This window comes from uncultured Xanthomarina sp. (assembly GCF_963971605.1).
GTDB lineage: Bacteria > Bacteroidota > Bacteroidia > Flavobacteriales > Flavobacteriaceae > Xanthomarina > Xanthomarina gelatinilytica.
The window spans coordinates 51,839-73,398 of sequence record NZ_CAXATZ010000007.1; the positions used below are offsets into that span (position 1 = coordinate 51,839).

The 21,560-nt window shown below is 35.0% G+C and carries 19 protein-coding genes; 5 read left to right on the top strand and 14 right to left on the bottom strand.

The annotated features are described in order from the left end of the window. Nucleotides 1–49: 49 nt before the first annotated feature. Complete coding sequence (gene mfd / locus AACY93_RS04545; RefSeq protein ID WP_286854571.1) at nucleotides 50–3,430, bottom strand: transcription-repair coupling factor; 3,381 nt, start codon at nucleotides 3,428–3,430, stop codon at nucleotides 50–52. 181 nt (nucleotides 3,431–3,611) lie between these two features. On the opposite strand from mfd, the gene AACY93_RS04550 reads away from it, so the two are divergent. After that, a complete protein-coding gene (locus tag AACY93_RS04550; protein WP_007647585.1) occupies nucleotides 3,612–4,043 on the top strand; it encodes a TerB family tellurite resistance protein in 432 nt (143 codons plus the stop codon). A gap of 77 nt (nucleotides 4,044–4,120) precedes the next feature. Here AACY93_RS04550 and fbp read toward each other — a convergent pair whose 3' ends face one another. Next, nucleotides 4,121–5,128, bottom strand: coding sequence for a class 1 fructose-bisphosphatase (gene fbp, locus AACY93_RS04555; protein ID WP_286854573.1), 1,008 nt, complete (start codon nucleotides 5,126–5,128; stop codon nucleotides 4,121–4,123). A 122-nt stretch (nucleotides 5,129–5,250) separates the two neighbouring features. Between fbp and AACY93_RS04560 the strand changes: the two genes are divergently transcribed. The 4 genes from AACY93_RS04560 to AACY93_RS04575 are packed head-to-tail and all read left to right on the top strand — an operon-like array spanning nucleotide 5,251 to nucleotide 9,893. After that, nucleotides 5,251–5,730 (top strand): GNAT family N-acetyltransferase, encoded by a 480-nt coding sequence (locus AACY93_RS04560; RefSeq protein WP_007647595.1) that lies wholly within the window; start codon nucleotides 5,251–5,253, stop codon nucleotides 5,728–5,730. Next, on the top strand, nucleotides 5,730–6,980 hold the full coding sequence (locus AACY93_RS04565) for an aspartate kinase (protein ID WP_286854574.1): 1,251 nt from the start codon (nucleotides 5,730–5,732) through the stop codon (nucleotides 6,978–6,980). The genes AACY93_RS04560 and AACY93_RS04565 overlap by 1 nt, the downstream gene beginning before the upstream one ends. 23 nt (nucleotides 6,981–7,003) lie before the next feature. Continuing rightward, the gene (locus AACY93_RS04570; protein ID WP_286854575.1) at nucleotides 7,004–8,833 is read left to right on the top strand and encodes a lysophospholipid acyltransferase family protein; all 1,830 of its coding nucleotides are present in this window, start codon (nucleotides 7,004–7,006) and stop codon (nucleotides 8,831–8,833) included. A 28-nt stretch (nucleotides 8,834–8,861) separates the two neighbouring features. Continuing rightward, complete coding sequence (locus tag AACY93_RS04575) at nucleotides 8,862–9,893, top strand: carboxypeptidase-like regulatory domain-containing protein (protein WP_286854576.1); 1,032 nt, start codon at nucleotides 8,862–8,864, stop codon at nucleotides 9,891–9,893. Nucleotides 9,894–9,897: 4 nt separating this feature from the next. On the opposite strand, the gene AACY93_RS04580 is transcribed toward AACY93_RS04575, so the two are convergent. From AACY93_RS04580 to AACY93_RS04635, 12 genes are all read right to left on the bottom strand, one after another. Further along, nucleotides 9,898–10,260: a hypothetical protein gene (locus tag AACY93_RS04580; RefSeq protein WP_286854577.1), complete on the bottom strand. Its 363-nt coding sequence runs from the start codon at nucleotides 10,258–10,260 to the stop codon at nucleotides 9,898–9,900. Between the two features lie 101 nt (nucleotides 10,261–10,361). Next, the gene (locus AACY93_RS04585) at nucleotides 10,362–10,748 is read right to left on the bottom strand and encodes a VOC family protein (protein ID WP_286854578.1); all 387 of its coding nucleotides are present in this window, start codon (nucleotides 10,746–10,748) and stop codon (nucleotides 10,362–10,364) included. 118 nt (nucleotides 10,749–10,866) lie between these two features. Next, nucleotides 10,867–11,322: a DUF1801 domain-containing protein gene (locus AACY93_RS04590; protein WP_286854579.1), complete on the bottom strand. Its 456-nt coding sequence runs from the start codon at nucleotides 11,320–11,322 to the stop codon at nucleotides 10,867–10,869. A 27-nt stretch (nucleotides 11,323–11,349) separates the two neighbouring features. Beyond that, entirely contained in the window at nucleotides 11,350–12,306 is a 957-nt protein-coding gene (locus tag AACY93_RS04595; RefSeq protein WP_339611302.1) for a 2-hydroxyacid dehydrogenase, read from the bottom strand. Nucleotides 12,307–12,308: 2 nt separating this feature from the next. Continuing rightward, nucleotides 12,309–13,682 (bottom strand): magnesium transporter, encoded by a 1,374-nt coding sequence (gene mgtE / locus AACY93_RS04600; protein ID WP_007647614.1) that lies wholly within the window; start codon nucleotides 13,680–13,682, stop codon nucleotides 12,309–12,311. A 41-nt stretch (nucleotides 13,683–13,723) separates the two neighbouring features. Beyond that, the gene (gene rsmA / locus AACY93_RS04605) at nucleotides 13,724–14,515 is read right to left on the bottom strand and encodes a 16S rRNA (adenine(1518)-N(6)/adenine(1519)-N(6))-dimethyltransferase RsmA (RefSeq protein WP_286854580.1); all 792 of its coding nucleotides are present in this window, start codon (nucleotides 14,513–14,515) and stop codon (nucleotides 13,724–13,726) included. A 13-nt stretch (nucleotides 14,516–14,528) separates the two neighbouring features. Then, nucleotides 14,529–14,855, bottom strand: coding sequence for a DUF4286 family protein (locus AACY93_RS04610; RefSeq protein WP_286854581.1), 327 nt, complete (start codon nucleotides 14,853–14,855; stop codon nucleotides 14,529–14,531). Between the two features lie 103 nt (nucleotides 14,856–14,958). After that, nucleotides 14,959–15,471 (bottom strand): GNAT family N-acetyltransferase, encoded by a 513-nt coding sequence (locus AACY93_RS04615; RefSeq protein ID WP_286854582.1) that lies wholly within the window; start codon nucleotides 15,469–15,471, stop codon nucleotides 14,959–14,961. A gap of 58 nt (nucleotides 15,472–15,529) precedes the next feature. Further along, nucleotides 15,530–17,263 (bottom strand): tetratricopeptide repeat protein, encoded by a 1,734-nt coding sequence (locus tag AACY93_RS04620; protein ID WP_339611287.1) that lies wholly within the window; start codon nucleotides 17,261–17,263, stop codon nucleotides 15,530–15,532. Nucleotides 17,264–17,791: 528 nt separating this feature from the next. Beyond that, nucleotides 17,792–19,063, bottom strand: coding sequence for a serine--tRNA ligase (gene serS, locus AACY93_RS04625; protein ID WP_286854584.1), 1,272 nt, complete (start codon nucleotides 19,061–19,063; stop codon nucleotides 17,792–17,794). Between the two features lie 203 nt (nucleotides 19,064–19,266). Continuing rightward, on the bottom strand, nucleotides 19,267–20,586 hold the full coding sequence (locus AACY93_RS04630; RefSeq protein WP_286854585.1) for an HTTM domain-containing protein: 1,320 nt from the start codon (nucleotides 20,584–20,586) through the stop codon (nucleotides 19,267–19,269). After that, the gene (locus tag AACY93_RS04635) at nucleotides 20,576–21,514 is read right to left on the bottom strand and encodes a bifunctional riboflavin kinase/FAD synthetase (RefSeq protein WP_286854586.1); all 939 of its coding nucleotides are present in this window, start codon (nucleotides 21,512–21,514) and stop codon (nucleotides 20,576–20,578) included. The genes AACY93_RS04630 and AACY93_RS04635 overlap by 11 nt, the downstream gene beginning before the upstream one ends. Between the last annotated feature and the right edge of the window lie 46 nt (nucleotides 21,515–21,560).

Consider the following 21,560-nt stretch of genomic DNA (forward strand, 5'->3'; position numbering starts at 1 on the left):
GGCAAAGAAGAATGTGAAAACTTTATCAAATAAATACGAACCTCATAAATTAGTTGACAATAGGCCTTAAAACTGCCAGAGCCTGTTTTACGGTCTTAATGTTTTCGAAAGTAAGCAACAAACGCAAACCGTTTCTGGTTTGTTTTTCTTTCATTTTACAAGCTCCAGGATGCGATTGGATGTATTGTAAAATTTTTGTAAAACCATTGCTTTGATAAAAACCACTTTTCTGATCGGTTATAAAATAACCAATGAGTTTGCCTTGTTTCATCACTACTTTTTCAAGACCCATTTTAGTGGCAAGCCATTTTACCCGAACACTGTTGAACAAATCCACTACTTGGGTTGGTAATTCACCAAAACGATCTATGATTTCAGTCTCGAATTTTTGAAGTTCCTCTTCGGTTTTTAGGTTGTTAAGTTGTGTGTAAAGGTTTAAACGTTCAGAAATATTGTTCACATAATCGTCTGGAAAAAGCATCTCAATATCAGAGTCGATGGTTACATCTTTTACATATTCTTTTTCTTTGCCATCGTCTTTATATAAGTCTTTAAACTCATTTTCCTTCAATTCCTCAATGGCTTCATTCAATATTTTTTGATAAGTGTCAAAACCAATATCATTAATAAACCCACTTTGTTCGCCACCCAATAAATCTCCTGCACCACGAATTTCCAAATCCTTCATGGCAATATTAAAACCACTGCCAAGTTCTGAAAATTGTTCCAATGCTGTCATTCGTTTTCTGGCATCTTCAGTCATGGCTACATATTCTGGTGTAATAAAGTAGCAAAAAGCTTTTTTATTGCTTCGTCCCACACGTCCACGCATTTGGTGTAAATCGCTTAAACCAAAATTATTGGCATTGTTAATAAAAATGGTGTTGGCATTTGGCACATCCAAACCGCTTTCCACAATAGTGGTACTAATTAAAACATCAAATTCGCCATTTATAAAAGCGAGCATCAGTTGTTCCAGTTTTTTACCTTCCATTTGTCCATGGCCAATCCCAATTTTGGCATCTGGTACCAAACGTTGAACCATTCCTGCCACTTCCTTGATGTTCTCTATGCGATTGTGGATAAAGAAAATTTGTCCACCACGTTGTATTTCGTAAGTAATGGCGTCCCTTATGGTTTCTTCGTTAAAACGTATTACATGACTCTCTATAGGATAACGGTTTGGTGGAGGTGTTGTGATAACCGATAAATCCCTGGCTGCCATTAAACTAAACTGAAGGGTTCTAGGGATTGGCGTTGCTGTTAAGGTAAGCACATCCACCTGTTCTTTAAGGGTTTTTAATTTGTCTTTTACAGCCACTCCAAATTTTTGTTCCTCATCAACTATCAATAAGCCCAGATCCTTAAACTTTACATTTTTATTTACTAACTGATGGGTTCCAATAATAATGTCCACTTGACCATTTTCCAACTGTTCCAAGGTTTCCCGTTTTTCTTTGGCAGTTCTAAAACGGTTTAAATAATCCACTGTTACAGGAAAATCTTTTAAACGTTCTTTGAAGGTTCTGGAATGTTGATAGGCCAAAATGGTTGTAGGTACCAAAACAGCAACTTGTTTCCCGTTGTCCACGGCTTTAAAAGCAGCACGAATGGCGACTTCTGTTTTGCCAAAACCAACATCGCCACAAACCAATCGGTCCATGGGTCTTTCACTTTCCATATCAGCTTTTATGTCTGCAGTGGCAGTGATTTGGTCTGGCGTGTCTTCGTAGATAAACGAAGATTCCAATTCCAGTTGCATGTGACTGTCTGGATGGTATTGGTATCCTTTTTCCAATTTTCTTTTGGCATAAACCTGAATTAGGTTAAAAGCAATTTCCTTGACTCTGGATTTGGTTTTTTGCTTGAGGTTTTTCCAGGCAGCAGACCCTAATTTGTAAATTTTTGGAGGTTTGCCATCCTTACCATTGAATTTTGTGATTTTATGTAGCGAATGAATACTTAAATACAAGATGTCCCGTTCGCCATAAACCAATTTTATCGCTTCTTGTTTTTTTCCTTCAACATCTATTTTTTGCAAACCACCAAACCTGCCAATTCCATGGTCTATATGTGTAACATAATCGCCAATCTCCAAGTTTGTAAGTTCTTTTAGGGTAATGGCTTGCTTTTTGGCATAGCCATTTTTTAGGTGAAATTTATGATAACGCTCAAAAATTTGGTGGTCTGTATAACAAGCTATTTTATAATCCTTGTCTATAAAACCTTGGTAAAGGGAAAGTACAATGGTTTTGTAATGTACCTGTTCCTCCAAATCTTCAAAAATATCATGAAATCGTTTGGCCTGCTGCTCGCTAACACAAGCTATGTAGTTGGTATAACCATTCTCGTGATTGGTGTTGAGGTTTTCAATTAATAAGTTGAACTGTTTGTTAAAGGATGGTTGTGGAGAGGTGTTAAATTGAACGGTTTGAGACTCTTCGTGTGGCTTGTCTTGAGCGAAGTTGAAAGGCCCTGAATGACCAAATACAGCTTGTGACCCAAATTCCACCAAGGTAAAATCCAATAACTGCTTTTTTAATAATGTTGAATTGCAAAACAATTCGTCAGGCTCTGCATGTTTTAATTCCGATGATAGATTTTTAAAGGCTTCTACGGCTTTTTCAAAAAAATCGTCTATTCTAGAAAACAAGATATCGCTGTTTTTGGTAAAAATGACCGTTTTGGAAGCGATATAATTTAAAAAACCTTGTCTGCTTTCTTCCAAAAGTTTGTTGGCAACATTGGGAATGATGTTAATTTTCTTGATTTGTTCTGTAGATAGCTGTGTTTCCACATCAAAAGTTCGAATACTATCCACATCGTCTCCAAAAAACTCAATTCTATAAGGCTCGTCGTGACTAAAAGAAAAGACATCCACGATACCACCACGAACCGAAAATTCTCCTGGTTCGGTTACAAAATCCACACGTTTGAATTTGTATTCAAACAGGACTTCGTTTACAAAGTCTATGGACAACTTATCGTTGACCGAAATTTTTAGCGTATTTCGTTCCAACTCTTTCCTTGTCACAACTTTTTCAAAAAGTGCATCTGGATATGTAACAATAATAGCTGGTTTTTTTCGGGAATTTATTCGGTTCAAAACTTCAGCCCTTAAAAGCACATTGGCATTGTCTGTTTCTTCTATTTGGTAAGGTCTTCTGTAGCTTCCAGGATAAAAAAGCACGTCTTTATCGTTCAGTAATACCTCCAAATCGTTGAGGTAAAAAGCAGCTTCTTCTTTATCGTTAAAAACAAGCAGAAAAGGTTTGTTTGCTTGCTTGAATGTTTCGGTTAAAACAAAGGACAACGATGAGCCTACAAGGCCTTTTAAATGTGTTTTACTTTGATTTTGGGCAATAGCAGATTGCAGATTTTGCGTTTGCAAAGCCTGTGCATATGTTTGCGAGAGAACAGTTTTACTCAAGACAATTTATTTTAATGAATCCATGATTCTTAGCAGTGCAAATATAAAGTTTCCTATTTAATATGACCGGAATTTATTTCTTGAATGCCATGTTGGTTTGTAGCGTTAAAAAAAGCAAAGTTTATATTTTAAAAGGTAGTATCTTTGATTATATTTGCAGCACTTTAAAAAACAAGATTATATGTCATTTTTAGATTTATTTGATAGCGGATTTAAACAACGTAACGCAGACCACTTTGCAGCTATAGTTAGAGTGGCTATGGACGATGGAATTATTACAGATGATGAGAAAGCGTTTTTAGACCGTTTGGCTCGTAATTTGGATATTAGTGAAGACGAGTATAAAACCATCTTAAAAGACTACCAGTCTCACCCAATTAACCCTCCTACATCTTACGAAAGACGTTTGGAGCGTTTATACGATTTGGCAAGAATGGTTTATGTAGATCACATTAAAGGGGACAGCGAAGAGATTGTTCTTAAAAAAATAGCAGTTGGTTTGGGCTTTAGTCCAGACAACGTAAAGTATGTTGTGGACAAAGCATTGACTTTGGTAAGCAATGGTGTGGATTTAGATACTTTTTCTGAAGAAATAAGAAACATGAATAGATAACAACATCTATTTTAAGATAAAAAAAGCGAATGGAACCTGTAGTGCCATTCGCTTTTTTTATGCAATATGTAAAAGGTTTATTTGGCGTTTCTCATAAACTCTTCGGCTTTTTCCACCATGTTTTTACTGCCACAGAAAAAAGGAACACGTTGGTGCAATTCGGTTGGTTTTATATCCATAATTCTATTAAAACCATCGCTGGCTTTGCCTTTGGCTTGTTCGGCCAAAAAAGCCATTGGGTTACATTCGTAAAGCAAGCGTAGTTTTCCATTGGAATTTTTGGAGCTTTTTGGGTACAGATAAATACCACCTTTAATCATGTTTCTATGAAAATCTGATACCAAGGACCCAATGTATCTGCTGGTATAAGGTCTGTCGCCTTCTTCCATTTGGCAATACTTAATGTAATCCTTAACACCTTGAGGGAAATGAATATAATTTCCTTCGTTTACTGAATAAATTCTGCCATTTTCAGGAAAGGTCATTTTTGGATGCGATAAATAGAAGGTGCCAATGGCAGGATTGAGCGTAAAACCATTCACACCATCTCCAGTGGTATAAACCAACATGGTTGAAGTGCCATAAACCACATATCCAGCAGCAACCTGTTTGTTGCCTTCCTGAAGAAAATCCTCGATGGTTACTGGAGTTCCAACTGGAGTTACACGTCTGTATACGGAAAAGATAGTTCCAACAGAGACATTGACATCAATGTTTGAAGAGCCATCCAAAGGATCTATTAAAACAATATATTTGTTTTGGTTGTTTTCGTCTTGACTATTAATGGTAATAAAATCATCTTCTTCTTCACTGGCTATACCACAAACAATATTTCTGTTTTTTAAAGTTTGAATAAACTTCTCATTGGCATACACGTCTAGTTTTTGTTGGTCTTCCCCTTGTATGTTTGTGTCTCCAGCAGCACCAATAATATCTACCAGTCCAGCTTTGTTCACTTCGTGGTTAACTACCTTGGCTGCTAAACGAATGGAGTTGATAAGTCGAGACAATTCTCCAGAAGTATATTTAAAAGAGGCTTGATTTTCAATAATAAATTCTCCTAAAGTTTGATTTTTTCTAGACATGAAGTTTTAGTATGTTGATTGTATTGCAAATATCGTATTTTTTAACAAACTATAACGTTTTCAAAAAAGATAAATATGAGATAATAAGCAACTTTAAACTATCTTTATCCCAAATTTTTTTTATGAAAATCTCTATTCGTAAAGCGAAAAAAGAAGATATGGCTGCTGTTCTTAAATTAATTAAGGAATTGGCAGTGTTTGAGAAGGAACCAGATGCTGTGGAAATTTCTGTTGCAGATTTACAGCGTGATGGTTTTAAGGAACAACCAGAATTTGAATGTTTTGTTGCAGAAGTAGCTGAAAAAATTCAAGGAATCGCTTTGGTTTACAAACGTTATTCCACCTGGAAAGGCCCTGTGTTGCATTTGGAAGATTTAATTGTGAGCCAGAACATGAGAGGTCATAATATTGGAACCTTGTTGTTAAATGAAGTCGTAAGATATGGCAACCAGTTAGGGGTAAAGCGTATAAGTTGGGAGGTATTGGACTGGAATGAACCAGCCATTGCATTTTATGAAAAGAAAGGAGCCAACGTGATGCGGGATTGGGATGTGGTGCACTTAAACGAAAAAGGAATTAAAGCATATTTATCAAAATTGTAATGCAAGTATTTAAATTTGGAGGAGCATCGGTTAAAGATGCCAAAGGCGTAAAAAACTTAGTAAATGTTTTAAATAAAACTGGATATAAAAATACCTTGGTGGTAGTTTCTGCCATGGGAAAAACCACCAATGCCTTGGAAAAGGTTATTGCCAATTACTTTGATAACAAAGGCGAACTTCAAAGTTCACTTCAAGAGGTTATAAAATTTCACAATGGTATTTTGTTGGACCTGTTTGACAATGAGCAACACGCTGTATATAAAAAAATAACAGCTTTATTTAATGAGCTAACAGCTTTTATGGACAGAAATAAATCGCCAGATTATAATTTTGTTTACGATCAGGTCATTGGTTATGGAGAATTGGTTTCCACAACCATTGTTAGTGAGTATTTAAACGACGTGGGCTTGAAAAACCAGTGGTTGGATGTTAGGGACTTTATAAAAACAGACAATTATTATAGAAGTGCCCATGTAGATTGGGAAGCATCTCAAGAGCGTATTGCAACGCAATTTAACAGAACCCAGTTAAACATCACTCAAGGGTTTTTAGGTAGTGATGCCAACAATTTTACAACTACTTTAGGACGAGAAGGTAGTGACTATACAGCTGCTATTTTTGCCTACTGCTTAAATGCCCAAAGCGTGACTATTTGGAAAGATGTTCCAGGTGTTTTAAATGCCGATCCAAGGTATTTTGAAAACGCCCATTTGTTAAACAAAATATCGTATAGAGAAGCCATAGAGTTGGCTTTTTATGGGGCTTCCGTAATTCATCCCAAAACCTTGCAGCCTTTGCAACGAAAAGAAATTCCTTTGTTTGTAAAATCGTTTTTACAACCAGAAAACAAAGGCACCATGGTTAGTAAGGAAGCAGGACTGGATCCACAGATTCCATGTTTTATCGTAAAGAAAAACCAGGTGCTGATTTCCTTGTCTTCTTTGGATTTCTCATACATAGTGGAGGATAATATCAGCGAGATTTTCAAATTGTTGCACTTATATAAAATGAAGGTGGACGTGATTCAAAATTCTGCCATCAGTTTTTCGGTATGTGTGGACAATATGTATAAAAACCTGGAAAAGTTATTACAACACTTAAAAGCAAAGTTTAAAGTAACCTGTACGGAAAACGTATCCTTATACACCATAAGGCATTATAATGAACTAGCTATAAAACAGTTGGAAAAAGATAAGGAAGTGTTACTGAAACAATTAACGCACGAAACCATGCAAATAGTTACAAAATAAACATTTTCATTACATTTGTATTCATGACAAAGCAACCAGATACAGGATTGGTGTCGGCCAAAGAAGTGGCTAAAGCCATACAATTGGATTCTTACGGATTTGTAGGGACGTTTATTGGATGGATACTTATGAAAGTGCTTAAAATATCTACCCTAAACGATATTTACAACAGAAACAAACACCTTGAAAAGGTAGATTTTTTAAATGGTATTTTGCACGAATTCCAAATTAAATTCGAAATCCCGGAAGAAGATTTAAAACGATTGCCAAAAGATGGCGCTTACATTACGGTTTCCAATCATCCACTTGGCGGGATTGATGGCATTTTGCTTTTAAAATTAATGCTGGAACAACGAGAGGATTTTAAAATTATAGCCAATTTCCTTCTTCATAGAATAGAGCCATTAAAACCTTACATTATGCCAGTAAATCCTTTTGAAGACAGGAAGGATGTTAAATCTAGTATTGCAGGTTTTAAAAATGCGATAAAACACTTGCAAGAAGGGCATCCACTTGGTGTGTTTCCAGCTGGTGAAGTTTCTACTTATAGAGACGGGAAATTATTGGTAGACAAACCTTGGGAAGAAGCAGCCATGAAGCTTATTCAAAAAGCTGAAGTACCTGTGGTACCAATATATTTCCATGCCAAAAACAGCACACTTTTTTATAAGTTATCCAAGATTAGCGATACGTTTAGAACGGCAAAGCTGCCATCGGAATTGCTAACTCAAAAACGTAGAACCATAAAAGTAAGAATAGGAAGGCCAATTTCGGTTGCAGACCAAAAGGAACATCAAAGCCTTGATGAATTTTCAGAATTCATTAGAAAAAAAACCTATATGCTTTCCAATTCGTTTGATGAAAAAGGAAATTTATTAAGCAATATCTCATCCACCTTAAAAGTGCCAAAACCACCAAAACGAATTGTAACGCCAATTTCAAAAGACATCATGAACCAAGAGGTGGAAGCATTAAGAAAAGGGGATTGTAGGTTGTTGCAAAGCAAGAATTACGAGGTATTTTTGGCCACATCTACCGAAATACCGAACATTTTAAGGGAAATAGGCAGATTGCGTGAAATTACTTTTAGGGAAGTTGGCGAAGGTACAAATGAAGCCATAGACCTAGATACTTTTGATACCTATTACCACCATATGTTTCTTTGGGACAGCGATCAACAGCTTGTAGCTGGTGCTTACAGAATGGGATTAGGCTCTGAGATTTATGCCAAATATGGGATAGACGGATTTTACCTTCAGGATTTATTTAGGTTTGAGCCCGAATTGTTTAAAATGATGAGCGAATCCATAGAAATGGGTCGAGCCTTTATAATAAAAGAATATCAACAAAAACCCATGCCATTATTTTTGCTATGGAAAGGCATAGTACACACTACGTTGCGTTATCCTGAACACAAATTTTTAATAGGTGGAGTAAGTATTAGCAACCAGTTTTCAAATTTCTCAAAATCGTTAATGATTGAGTTTATGAAATCTCATTATTACGATCCATACATTGCACAATATGTGCATCCAAAAAAAGAGTTTAAAGTAAAACTGAAAGATGCAGATAAAGATTTTGTTTTTGATGAAACCGAAGCCGATTTAAACAAGTTTGACAAAATTATAGATGAGGTAGAACCAGGTGCTTTGCGATTGCCAGTATTGCTTAAAAAATACATCAAACAAAATGCCAAATTGGTAGCCTTTAATGTGGATCCTTTGTTTAACAATTCGGTGGATGGCTTGATGTACATAAAAATTGCCGACTTACCGGAAAGTACTGTAAAACCTGTTATGGAAGAATTTCAAGCTGAATTGGAACAAAAACTCTCTGAACAGAATGATGCTTAAATAACTATTATTATAAAGCCCAAATATTATGTTCCAAATCAACTTTAAATTAGCCAGCTTCCTGTTTTTTTTAAGTATTTGTAGTTTACAAGCACAACAAGTTTCGGGTGTTGTTTACAACAAAAAAACTCAGGAACCTATGGAAGGGGTTACTGTTTATTTCAATAACACTACCATAGGTACTATCACGAACAGTAAGGGTATTTTTAAGCTTGATATACAAGAAATACGTACCTCATTGGTAGTCTCATTTTTAGGCTTTAAGAAAATAGTACAAGAAAATTATTCTGAAGACAAGGTTTATACCTTTTATCTAGAAGAAGAAATTAGTACTTTAAATGAAGTAGTTATAAGTACTCAAGATTCTTGGACTAGAGAACATAAACTTATTCAGTTTAAAAGACACTTTCTAGGGTATAGTAAAAACGCTCGTTCTTGTTCCATATTAAATGAAGATGAAATATTTTTAAAGTTTGATGAAAAATCAATGCAATTAACAGCAACTTCAAAAACTCCTATCATTATAAAAAATGATAATTTAAAATATGAAATTGCATATGATTTACAAGATTTTGAAGTAACTTATAAAATTAATTCTACAAATAATCACAATGGACATCCATATGTAGAACGTGTTTATTATGAAGGGACTTCATATTATAAATCGTTATTAGATGAGCCTAAAAATAGAATAGATAAAAGAAGAGAAGAAGCTTATAAAGGATCGGTTTTGTATTTTATGAGAGCCCTTTTTAAAGATACTTTAATTAAGGATCGCTTTACTTTTTATTATAATAAAGAACAAATTCCTATAGAAAACTATTTAAGTTTATACAAAACGCAACATGATAATTTAATTAAAGTACGCTTGTATAAAGCTTTAGAAGTTGTTGATCCGTTTGGTTGCCAATCTACAATTACACCTTTAGACACTTATTTTTACGTGAATAGTTTAGGAAACTATTCTCCAGTTAATGCTATTTCTTTTTCAGGCTATATGGGAGAACAACGCGTAGGAGATGCACTTCCATTGGATTACCAACCTACATTGGAAAATTAAATGCCTAAAAGGAATGAAACCATTCCTGAAATTGGTTTCCCAAAAAAGGAATATGTCTCAATTCGCCACTTAAGGAACCAATTAGGCTAATAATCCATAAAATAAAGAACCCAACATTTACAAACCAACCAATTACTGGAACAAAGCTAAAGATTAAGATACCTAACATAATACCTAGAGATTGCCTGATGTAAAACGATGCATAAGCATTTTTGGCATTATTGTTCATAACAAAAGCAATAACCCATCCAATTATGGTCATGTGTGCTATAATCGCTAGGGTTTTGCCATCTTTTAAAACCTCATTCGAATATTTCGGACCATTCTCATAGGTTCCATCTTCAAAGTTTTTATTTTCTTCAGACATGATTTTAAAATTTAGAATTTGCCTACTAAAGATAATGAAAATTAAGGAGTTATGCTTTTAATTTAAGTTAAAACTAAAAACAAGCGACAGCTTTTTATATGTTATTGAAAGGCTTTATCAATAGGTTCCCATAATTCTATTTTATTGCCATCGTTATCCAGGATCCAACCAAATTTACCATATTCATATTCTTCTATGTTTCCAACAATCGTGACACCTTCTGCTTTTAAGGCAGTCATTAATTCGTGTAAATTTTCTACACGATAATTAAACATGAAATCTTTTTTTGAAGGTTCATAATAGTTGCTTTCCTCTGGAAAAGGACTCCATTGTGTGGAACAATCCTTGCCATCTTGGTCTTTCCACCAAAAGGTACAGCCATAATCGTCTGTATTAAACCCAAGATGTCTCTGGTACCATTCTTTGGTGGCTTTGGGGTCTTTGGTTTTAAAAAATAAACCACCTATTCCTGTAACGCGTTTTTTCATTTTGAACATTATTTTTTAATTTCCAGAACAACCTGACTATAGACAGGAAGGAGGAAACCTCATATTAGTAAATATTTTTTTTTGAATACCTAAAAGGTAAAAAAAACCTTGCAGCATTTTATTTTTTAATGGTTTGTTCATAAACCTGAACCCAATCTTCCACAGTCATCTTTTGGGATAGTTCTGCAATAAGCTCGAAGGGAATCTCTTCGGGTTTTTTAAAACGAATACAGCTTTTTCCCATATCCAATTTTCGTTTACAGTGTTTTGGATATTCGCTAACAAGCCAATCATGTATTTTCGGAACAGCATATATACCACTATGATACAGGTTGATGGAGTTTTTTTGCGATGCAAAACTCATAAAAGGCAAAGGTTCCTTTGGTGAGCAATGATAGCCATCTGGATACAGGCTATGTGGCACATAATATCCAATCATCCCATATTGTATGCCTTCTTCAAACCCTTCTGGAAGGTTGGTTTTAATGGTTTCCCTTAGTTTTTTTAAGGCCTTTTGTCTCGCTTCAGGTGCTTGACTTATATAATCTTCTGGTGAATTTGCTTGGTATTGCATATGTTTTGTTTCCTTTAGGTTGTAAAGTTAACAATTTCGAAGCTTTGGGATAGCTTTTATTTTATCTACAATGGTTTGGGCCAATTTTTCCTTGCTTTCAACCGTCCATCCAGCTACATGAGGCGTTAAGATTACATTTTGTGCTTGAATTAAATATCGAAATGCCTCTGGCATGTTTTCATCGTTATTTTTAAATAAATTCTCAAATGAGGCTTTTTCGTATTCCAAAACATCCAATCCAGCTCCTAAAATTTTTCCTGTTTTTAAAGCCGAAACCAAATCGTTTGTTACAACACTTTTACCACGAGCTGTATTTAATAACCAAAAGGACTTATTAAATGCATGGATAAATTTAGAATTTACCATTTTTTTGGTCAGTTCTGTTTGTGGCGTATGCAAGCTTACAACATCTACTTGTTCTTGAAATGTTGCTAAAGACACTTGTTTGGCATTTTTATCTCCTACGTTGGCTTTTATGTCGTAACATAGCACATCAACATCAAAACCTCTCAGTTTTTTTGCAAAGGCTTTTCCCATGTTGCCATATCCTATAATTCCAACGGTTTTCCCATCGAGTTCCAAGCCTCTATTGTCTTCCCGTAACCATTTGCCTACACGAATTTCACTATCGGCTTTGTTGAGCTTGTTGAATAAGGATAGGAGCAAAGCTAAGGTATGTTCGCCTACGGCATTGCTATTGCCTTCTGGAGCGGAAATTAAAATAACCCCTTTTTTTTCGGCATAATCGCAATCTATATTTTCTAAACCAGCACCAACCCTTCCAATAAACTTTAAGTTTTTTGCTGCATCCAAAAACGTTTTATCTATGTTAAAGCAACTTCTAATAATTATTCCATCGTAATTTGAAATGATAGTTTCAATATCTTTTTTTAAAGCAGTGTACTCTTGGTGGTTTTGAAATCCCAACTCGTTGAGCTGCTTTATAAGCAAGGGATGATTGGTATCTAGATGGAGGATTTTCATCATTAAAACCCTAAAATTAGTTTGGCAATTAAAAAGTAGGTAAGAATTCCAAAAACATCGTTGCTTGTGGTAATAAAAGGTCCTGTGGCCACAGCTGGATCAATCCCTCTTTTGTCTAAAAATATAGGAATAAAGGTACCTATAAGTGCTGCCATAATAATAACAGCAACCAAAGCAATGGCTATGGTAATGGAAACAATATATGGTGTTCCAAACACAAAGTGTGTAATGCCCAAACCTATTAACGCAATGGCAAATCCATTAACCAAACCCAAAATAAATTCTTTAAATAGGCGCTTTAAAATGTTGCCATCCACACTATCGTTAGCAAGCCCTTGAACCACAATGGCAGAAGACTGTACACCAACATTTCCAGCAGTTGCTTGAATAAGTGGCACAAAACTTAAAAGCACGATAAAACTTCCCATACTTTGGTTAAAATGCTCGATAATGCTTGCAGCTCCCAAGCCACCAAACATGCCAATAAGCAACCAAGGCAAGCGCGCTATGGTTAATTTCCAGATACTATCATCTGCTTCTACATCCCTGGAAATACCTGCAGCCATTTGATAATCTTTATCTGCTTCATCCCTTATTACATCCACAATGTCATCAATGGTAATTCGACCAAGAAGCACCATGTCTTCATCAACAACTGGAATGGCTTCCAAATCGTATTTTTGCATGACCCTTGCCACTTCTTCCACATCTTCATCCACTTTAACATAATCCACACTTTTAATGTAGATATCTGCAATTTTTTGATCGCTTTTGGCAACTATTAAATCTTTTAAAGACAACCTGCCAATTAATTTATTTTGTTTGTTTACCACATAAATGGAGTGAACCCTTCTTACATCTTTGGCTTGACCTCTAATTCTACGTAAACAGCCTGCAACTGTCCAGGTTTCGAAAACTTTTACCAGCTCTTTGGCCATCAAACCACCAGCTGTATCTTCGTCGTAGGCCAATAATTCGGTGATTTCTGCTTTGTGCTCTTCGTCCAGGATTTGAGAGATAACCTCTTGTTGTCTTTCTTCTGGAAGTTCAGCTATAATATCGGCAGCATCATCTGTGTCCAATTCCTCAATTTCTTCGGCAATCTCTTTGGCTGAGAGGTTTTTAAGGACCTTTTCCCTGTTGTCCTCATCCAGTTCCATCAACACATCAGAGGTGGTCTCGGAATCCAGAAGTTTAATCACATACATAGCCTCCTCTAGATTGACTTCATCTAAAATTTCGGCAATATCAGCATAATGAAAGCCTTTGAGTAATTGTTGAAGTTCCTTATCGTTTTTTGTTTCGATAAGTTGTTCAACTTGCTCAATAAGCTCATCGGTTAATTCAAATTGTATGTTTTCTTTTTCTTCAGACATGAGGTTTCTTGTCGTTTCACTTTGTTGAAAAAACAAAAGCTTTATGGATTAATATCGTTTTCAATTAATAGCGTAAGTTCTATAAACTCTTGTACTGATAATTGTTCTGGACGTTTGTCAAAGATACTATTTGCTTTTAAATTATCGGATAAATTAAAAGTTTTTAAACTGTTGCGAAGTGTTTTTCTTCGTTGTTGAAACCCTGTTTTAACCACTTTAAAAAGTAAGGTTTCGTCACAGGGAAGCGTGAAGTTTTCTTTACGTTTTAATAGCAAGACGCCAGAATCTACCTTTGGTGGCGGATTGAATACATGTGGAGGTACTGTAAACAAGTATTCGGCATGGTAAAAGGCTTGTGTTAAAACAGATAATATACCATATACCTTGCTGCCTTCTTTAGAGCAAATACGTTGTGCAACTTCTTTTTGAAACATCCCGGAAAATTCGGGGATCTGGTCTCGCATTTCTAGGGTTTTAAACACAATTTGGGTTGAAATGTTATATGGATAATTACCAATAATGGCAAAGGGTTCGTTATTGAACACCTGGTTTAAATCGAATTTTAAAAAGTCCTGCTCTATAACCCTATTTGCTAAATTTAAATAGTTGTTTTTAAGATATTCTACAGATTCTGTATCTATTTCTATAACATGTGTAATGGTGTCTTTTTGAAGTAGGTATTTTGTTAAAACGCCCATTCCTGGCCCAATTTCCAATACGTGCTTATAGCCATGAAACGATAAGGTGTTAGCAATTTTTTCTGCCACAGATTCATCGTTTAAAAAATGCTGTCCTAAATGTTTTTTTGCTTTTACTTGATGGTCTTTGGACACAGTGTTTTTTGTTTTAAGGGTTAAAAGTCACGGAATATTCGTCTATAATTTCCAATTCGGTTCTAAAAGCCAGCATTTTGTCTGCAAAGCGTTTTAAGCCATCTTGTCTTAATCTATCTGCATGATGTTGGTAATATGCTTCTAAATCTTCCCTGGATTTTGCTCTATATTGAATGGAGTAGGTAAACCCTTCAATATCTTGCTCCACCAGTACACGGGTTAATTTGGCATCTGTAAATTTACCTGTAGCTAAAACTTGAGGAATGTGTTCCTTAATCCAATTTAGCCACTCATCGTGTATGTTTTCTTCTATGTTTAGGGTAACGTTGTAAATAATCATTTTTTAAAAGTATAAGAGTCTAAAGTTAAAGGTGCCTATTTGAATCACAATGCTAAAATTATAAATTTTAAATGGTTTTAATAAGGCATTGGAACTTGGAATTTTAATGTAAATCCTTTGCAAATAACAGAAGTTCTTCATCATCTTCAAAAGGTTTTACCCTTTTTTCATAAGTTAAGCCTAATTTTTCCAGTAACTTGATGGAATTTGAATTTGTTGGCAATGTAATGGCCAAAATTCTAGTGAGCTTAAAGGTGTTTTTGGCCAGTTTTAAAATCTCTTTGGAAGCCTCCAAGCCAAATCCTTTCCCTTCATAACTTGGCAACATGGCAAAACCAATGTCCACATGATCCAATTGTTCTCTTTTTACTAAGCCACAAGTGCCAATGGTTTTGTTTTGTTCCTGTTTAAGCTGCAATTTATAAAACCCAAACCCAAAGTTCTTGTAACTTTTAAGAGTGCCTTCTTTTAAATAGTTTTTTGCGTCTTCAAGAGTTTTCAGGTTTTTGTTGCCAACATATTTTATAAAATGAGGTGTGTTTGTAAGCTCTAGAATAAAAGAGGCATCCTCTAGAGTTAGTTTTGAAATTATAAGTCTGTTGGTTTCAGCTATCATTAACTTTACATGTTGGATGAGTTTTTACAAAAGGTGTATTATTTTATTGTAAAAAGAATTAATTAATGGCATCACCTCGCAGTGACCTAAAGTTGTTTCTGGCATCCACAAAATAAATGCTGTCTTGATAGTTAAAAACTATTTTTTCGTATAGTTCTTTGGCTTTTTCAGGTTGATTCAGTTTTTTTCTATATAATTCTGCTAGAAAAAAATAGGCGTCGTCTGCTAAGATATCATCACTAAAATTGGTAATAATGGCTTGGTAATTTGCTTCGGCTCTATGGTATTCCTGATTCTTTTCGAACAATTGAGCCTGCTTAAATAGGGCTTGGTCTTCAATGGTTTTTCCTTTGTGATTGGTTAAAATCTCATCTAAAAGTTCAATGGCATTATCTGTTTGGTTCTGGAAAGCCATTAAATCTGCTTTGGCATAAAGTTTTAAAGCAGTTTGTGTGGAATCTTCGTATTTATTGTCTGTAATAAGCAACATGAGGTCCAAGGCATCGTTGGCAATTAATTGTGAAGTGGAGGACTTTAAAATTTTAAGCTGAGATTCTGCCCATTTAAAATCGCCTTTGTAATAACTGGTTTTTGCCACTTTATATCGAGCTTCTTGGGACAAGGTACTGTTTTTTAAATTGCGTTGTACTTGGGTGTAATAAATAAGGGCTTCGTTAAACTTTTCCTGTAACACCAAAACATCACCAAGTTCCAATTTAACACCAGCTTCTTGAAAGGAGTTTAATGGCAGTTCCAAGCTTTGTTTTAAAACAGAAACAGCCTGATTGGGTTCATGTTTGTAAAATGCTAAAAAATGCGCGTAAGAAATTTGTATGAACAGTGTTTTAGTATGTGTTCCATAAGCGTCAAAAACAGCTTTGTATTCACTTAAAATACTGTTGTATTCTTCTTTGGTTGCCAGTTGGGTTTTAATTTCAATAAGATTGTAATATGCTTTAAGCTTGGTGTCCAGGTCTTGGGCTGTTTCGGTTAGGTAGGTAAAGATGTCCAGAGCCACTTGATAGGCCTTATCTGCCAAAGCTATATGTGCCAGTTCCTCAATCCTGTCTAAGCTTTCCGGTTGTCTAAAAAACATGGCTTTTTCTTGTGTAAATGCTTTGTTGTAATCTTTTTGTTGTACAAAAAGCCAGCTTAGCATTTCGTTCCATAATAAATTTTGGTCTGTTTGAATTTTTTTCAATAAGATGCGTTTTAGCAACACATTGTTTTTGTTGTCGCTGTTTTCACTTATAAATTCACTAAAAGCCCTTTTTATGGTGTTTATATAAGAGTCATTCAGCTCCACAAAATTCAAATAGCTTTCAAACATTTTTTCCACATTTCCTTGATCGCCATAAATACGAGCCAATTGCACATTAAAATTTAAATCCGGTTTTAACACCATGGCTTTTTCATAGGCAGTAATGGCTTGGTCCAGCAAAGACCTGTCTTCGAAAGCCTTTCCAACTACAAATACAAAATTTGGATTTTGGTCTATGGTTTTTAAGGCACTTTCGTAATATGTTTCAGCGTTTATGATATTGTTTTGTAACTGATAATTATAGCCTAATTCAATTAATAAAGGTGGGTAATTAACTCTGGAAATCTGCTCTAAAAGCAAGGTTTCTGCTTCTTGATATTTCTCCAATTGCTGAAGGGATTTCACTAACTGCAGCAAATAGGTGTTGTTGTTGGGCGACTTGTTGTAGAGCTTTTTATAGGAGAGTAAGGCTTTTTCAAAATCACCATTTTTATAATATTCAGCAGCAACAATATCTTCTTGCGAAAACATGTTGAAACAGCATAAAAAACTTATGACAAATAGAAATCTCATGGCATTACTTTGTGTAAATATAACAAAAGTGGCTTTTAGAACCTGTATGAAACCCTATTTTTAAGAATGATTTAAGATGCTTAAATGAATGAGGCCATTCTTTTACAGGATAAAAAAATGCCCGAAGAAACTTCAGGCATTTTACCAACCAAAATAAATGTGCTATTAATCTTGTTTACTTAACATGATTCAATTACTCGATTGGGGCAATAATAATTACCAAATCATTATTTAGTGGCAGCAACAGTTAATGTCTTGTTTTCGGAACTTGGTAAATGAAAATCCGAAAACAAAACTTTACTTGCTAATACTACTAAGGCAAGAAGGAGAAAAATACGAATCACATTTTTCATTATAAGTAGGTTTTTTGTTTGGGAGTACTAACTTGAAAAAAATATTTTAAAAAACAAAACAAAACGCTAAAAATTCGTTAAACAACGTTTGTTTTTAGCGTTTTATCGATAAAATAGGAATAATCCTACAGGTTTAATTAATTATTTTGAATCCAGTATATGGTACTAAAACGTCAGGAATTACAATACCATCATTGGTTTGATAGTTTTCTAAGATACCGGCAAGCACTCTTGGCAACGCCAAAGAACTTCCGTTTAAGGTATGTGCCAATTCGTTTTTTCCTTCAGAATTTTTAAAACGAAGTTTCAGTCTGTTGGCTTGGAAGGTTTCAAAATTGGACACAGATGAGATTTCCAACCATCTATCTTGAGCTGTTGAAAACACTTCAAAATCGAAGGTTAGTGCAGCAGTAAACCCAATATCGCCACCACAAAGCCTTAAAATCCTGTATGGCAATTTCAATTCCTTTAAAATGGTTTTCACATGTTCTACCATCTCGTTCAAAGCTTGATAGGAACGCTCTGGATGTTCCACACGTAATATTTCCACCTTATCAAATTGATGCAAACGGTTTAAACCTCTTACGTGGGCACCATAGCTTCCAGCTTCTCTTCTAAAACAAGGTGTGTAACCTGTAATTCCAATAGGTAGATCGGATTCGTTTAAAATAACATCCCTAAAAATATTGGTTCCAGGTACTTCTGCTGTAGGAATCAAGTATAAGTTGTCTTCTGTAACATGGTACATTTGACCTTCTTTGTCTGGCAGTTGTCCTGTGCCAAAACCTGAAGCTTCGTTTACCAAATGAGGTAATTGATATTCGGTATATCCAGCAGCTGTATTCTTATCTAAAAAATAAGCAATTAAGGCACGTTGTAATCTGGCTCCTTTTCCTTTGTAAACTGGAAAACCAGCTCCAGTGATTTTGTTGCCCAACTCAAAATCTATGATATCGTATTTTTTAGCCAATTCCCAATGTGGCAGTGCTTCTTCATGCAACAACGGGATGGTCCCTTCGCTATAAACAATTTCGTTATCATCTTCTGTGCTTCCCTTTGGAACAGAAAGATGAGGTATGTTTGGGATTTTGTACAACAATTGGTTTAAAGCTTCAATGGTTTCGTTTAAGCTTTCGGTTAAAGATTTGGTGGTTTCTTTAAGTTCGATGGTTTTTTCTTTTAAAACATTGGCTTCTGCTGCTTTCCCCAATTTATACAAGTTCCCTATTTCTTTGGATAAGGTATTGGATTCCGCCAAGGCATTATCTAAGAGTGTTTGGGTGTGTCTTCTGTCTTCATCTAAAGAAATAACGTCTTCTATCATTTGGCTAGCGTCTATATTTCTAACGGCTAATCTTTTAATGACGTCTTCTTTGTTTTCTCTAATAAAAGGTACTTGTAACATGTTTTATGAAATTTAAGCGACAAATTTAAGGAATTGCCAAGATATTTAATCCTTCTTGCAAGGTTTAATTGTTGGCTCTTTAGAAATAAAAATGATACATGATTAGAAAGACAGGCAAGCACTTTGTGTGAAAGGGATAGAAAGCTGGCTTTTAATGGCTGTAATATTTCCTTTGCTTTTTTAGCGCTTAAGACTTTTTTATCTCACAGTTTTGGTTGTGGCATAATCCATTCGCAATGTTTAAACGGATCCCATGTTACAGAGGTTAAATCCACCTCTGGATTGATAAGTTGTTTGTAAGGGGATCCATTGATGCTGATTTTACAATCTACATATACAGAAATGTCTTCTTCCCCTTTTTTGGCATAGATATCCTTTAATCGTTGCGAAAATTGCCAAATCACATCTGGTTTTGTGGATACCAAATGAATTTGTTTATTGGTCAAATAGTCGTTAAGTTGAATGATGGTTGATTTTTTTGTTTTATTGTTAACCACTTTATAAATAGCAAATCCCTGTTTGGAACGCAGCATCATGCGCCAAGACATCCTGTGACCTTCTTCGGTCCACAGCACATTGTCTTCTATAAAATGATGTCTTAACGGAAGAGCTATCTGGATAATAAAATACACAGCGCCTAAGGTTATCAAGATGCGTTTATATGCAGGAACAATAATCTCATTTTCATTGTAAAACGGTTTCTTTTTTAAGAAGATATGATGGATGGTTTTTGGCTCGAAAAAGAACAATGCGAATGCCAACGATAAATAAGGGAAAATCCCAACCTGAAACACAATGGAGTTAAACAAATGAAAGAATATGGATGCAAAAAATGCCCATTTCCTAGTGGGTTTATATAGCAACAAAGGAATAATCAACCCATCAAATAAAATACCACCATAAGCCAAAAAATAATGTACCCATTTTTGTTGCAACAAGTCGCCTATAAGTATGTAATGTTGTTTGCTTTTCATTAAAATCTCTATAAACGTGGTATCCAACCAATCTGGGTAAATTTTGGCAATGGCTCCATAGGTATAGACAATAAACATTTGTAAAATAAATAGGAGTCTGCACCAATTTGGCATAGCTATTTGTTGGATGCCTGGATTTTTTTTGGCATCTAGGGAGTAATAGGTGTTTGCTGGTTGAAAAACCATAATTCCACTTAATAAAATCAATAAATAATAATGATTGTTATAAGATGCCTTTTGCATGAAATAAGTTCCAGCCCAAAGTATGGTAAACATGATGGTGCTTAACCTATATTTGTAACCTATCATTATTAACAAACCAAAAACGCCCATAACTGAGTAATACGCGTACATCCAATTGCCTGGAAGGGGTTGTAACCATTCCAGACCTATAAATGAAAAGGTGAATTCAGGTTCAATAAGGGTTCTTTTAATCCAACCTGTAAAAATGGCTCCAACCGACTCTAAAAAACACAACAGACCAAAAATAATCCTAAAAACTATTAAGGAACTGTTGTCTATATGTTTAAAGAGTAATTTATTGAGCATGGCATTTTTCTATGTATTGCAAAGCCGTTAGCCTATCCTTTTGTAGCTGGTTTTTTAAATGATCCAAGGAATCGAATTTTTTTTCGTCCCTGATTCTATCCAATAGTTCAATCACCAAGTTTTTGTTATAAATAGCTTCGTTGAAATTAAAAAAATGTACTTCTATGGATTGCTGGTTGTTGCTATCTATGGTTGGGTTGGTACCAATATTCATCATACCAAAAACAGTTTGTGTTTTAATGGTAGCTTTTACAATATAAACACCATGTTTTGGAATGAGTTTATAGGATTCTTTAATGTGTATGTTTGCAGTAGGAAACCCAAGGGTGTTTCCAAGGCCTTTTCCTTTTACAACCTTTCCGGAGAGTATGTAATTAGCGCCTAAATATTTATTGGCAGTCTTTAAGTCGCCACTGTTTAGTGCTTTTCTAATTTTTGTGGAACTAACCGATACTTCGTTGATATCTTGAGCGGAAATTTCTTCTACTTCAAAATCGTACATGTTTCCAAAAGCCTTTAAATCGTCTATATTGGCCGCTCTATTTCTTCCAAAATGGTGGTCGTAACCAATAATGATTTTTTTAACTTGAAGTTGTTTCACCAATATTTCGGAAACAAAAGCTTCTGCTGTTAATCGTGAGAATTCTTTGGTGAACTTTTTAATGACCAACACATCCAACCCAAGTTGTTCCAGAATCCTACTGCGCTCCTCTATGGTATTGATAAGTTTGATGTTGGCATCTTTTTGCAAGACCATTCTGGGATGAGGGAAAAATGTTAGGACTACCGAATGTAATTGGCTTTTTTTGGCAGTTTGAACCAAGCGTTCAATAATTTTCCGGTGCCCTATATGAACACCATCAAAAGTGCCTATGGTAACAACCGTTTTAAAATTTAAATCGAGTTTAAGAGACTTGTAAATTTCCAAGAGGTGATTTGTTTCTTCAAAAATAAAAAAAGAGGATTGATAAACA

Bases quoted from the DNA above. Each gene is read 5' to 3' on its own strand.
- serS (WP_286854584.1), bottom strand. From the start codon at position 19,063: ATGTTACAAGTACCTTTTATTAGAGAAAACAAAGAAGACGTCATTAAA.
- AACY93_RS04560 (WP_007647595.1), top strand. From the start codon at position 5,251: ATGAAAATCTCTATTCGTAAAGCGAAAAAAGAAGATATGGCTGCTGTT.
- AACY93_RS04550 (WP_007647585.1), top strand. From the start codon at position 3,612: ATGTCATTTTTAGATTTATTTGATAGCGGATTTAAACAACGTAACGCA.
- AACY93_RS04570 (WP_286854575.1), top strand. From the start codon at position 7,004: ATGACAAAGCAACCAGATACAGGATTGGTGTCGGCCAAAGAAGTGGCT.
- AACY93_RS04615 (WP_286854582.1), bottom strand. From the start codon at position 15,471: ATGATAGCTGAAACCAACAGACTTATAATTTCAAAACTAACTCTAGAG.
- AACY93_RS04580 (WP_286854577.1), bottom strand. From the start codon at position 10,260: ATGTCTGAAGAAAATAAAAACTTTGAAGATGGAACCTATGAGAATGGT.
- AACY93_RS04620 (WP_339611287.1), bottom strand. From the start codon at position 17,263: ATGTTTTCGCAAGAAGATATTGTTGCTGCTGAATATTATAAAAATGGT.
- AACY93_RS04585 (WP_286854578.1), bottom strand. From the start codon at position 10,748: ATGAAAAAACGCGTTACAGGAATAGGTGGTTTATTTTTTAAAACCAAA.
- mgtE (WP_007647614.1), bottom strand. From the start codon at position 13,682: ATGTCTGAAGAAAAAGAAAACATACAATTTGAATTAACCGATGAGCTT.
- AACY93_RS04610 (WP_286854581.1), bottom strand. From the start codon at position 14,855: ATGATTATTTACAACGTTACCCTAAACATAGAAGAAAACATACACGAT.
- AACY93_RS04595 (WP_339611302.1), bottom strand. From the start codon at position 12,306: ATGAAAATCCTCCATCTAGATACCAATCATCCCTTGCTTATAAAGCAG.
- AACY93_RS04590 (WP_286854579.1), bottom strand. From the start codon at position 11,322: ATGCAATACCAAGCAAATTCACCAGAAGATTATATAAGTCAAGCACCT.
- AACY93_RS04575 (WP_286854576.1), top strand. From the start codon at position 8,862: ATGTTCCAAATCAACTTTAAATTAGCCAGCTTCCTGTTTTTTTTAAGT.
- fbp (WP_286854573.1), bottom strand. From the start codon at position 5,128: ATGTCTAGAAAAAATCAAACTTTAGGAGAATTTATTATTGAAAATCAA.
- AACY93_RS04565 (WP_286854574.1), top strand. From the start codon at position 5,730: ATGCAAGTATTTAAATTTGGAGGAGCATCGGTTAAAGATGCCAAAGGC.
- AACY93_RS04630 (WP_286854585.1), bottom strand. From the start codon at position 20,586: ATGCTCAATAAATTACTCTTTAAACATATAGACAACAGTTCCTTAATA.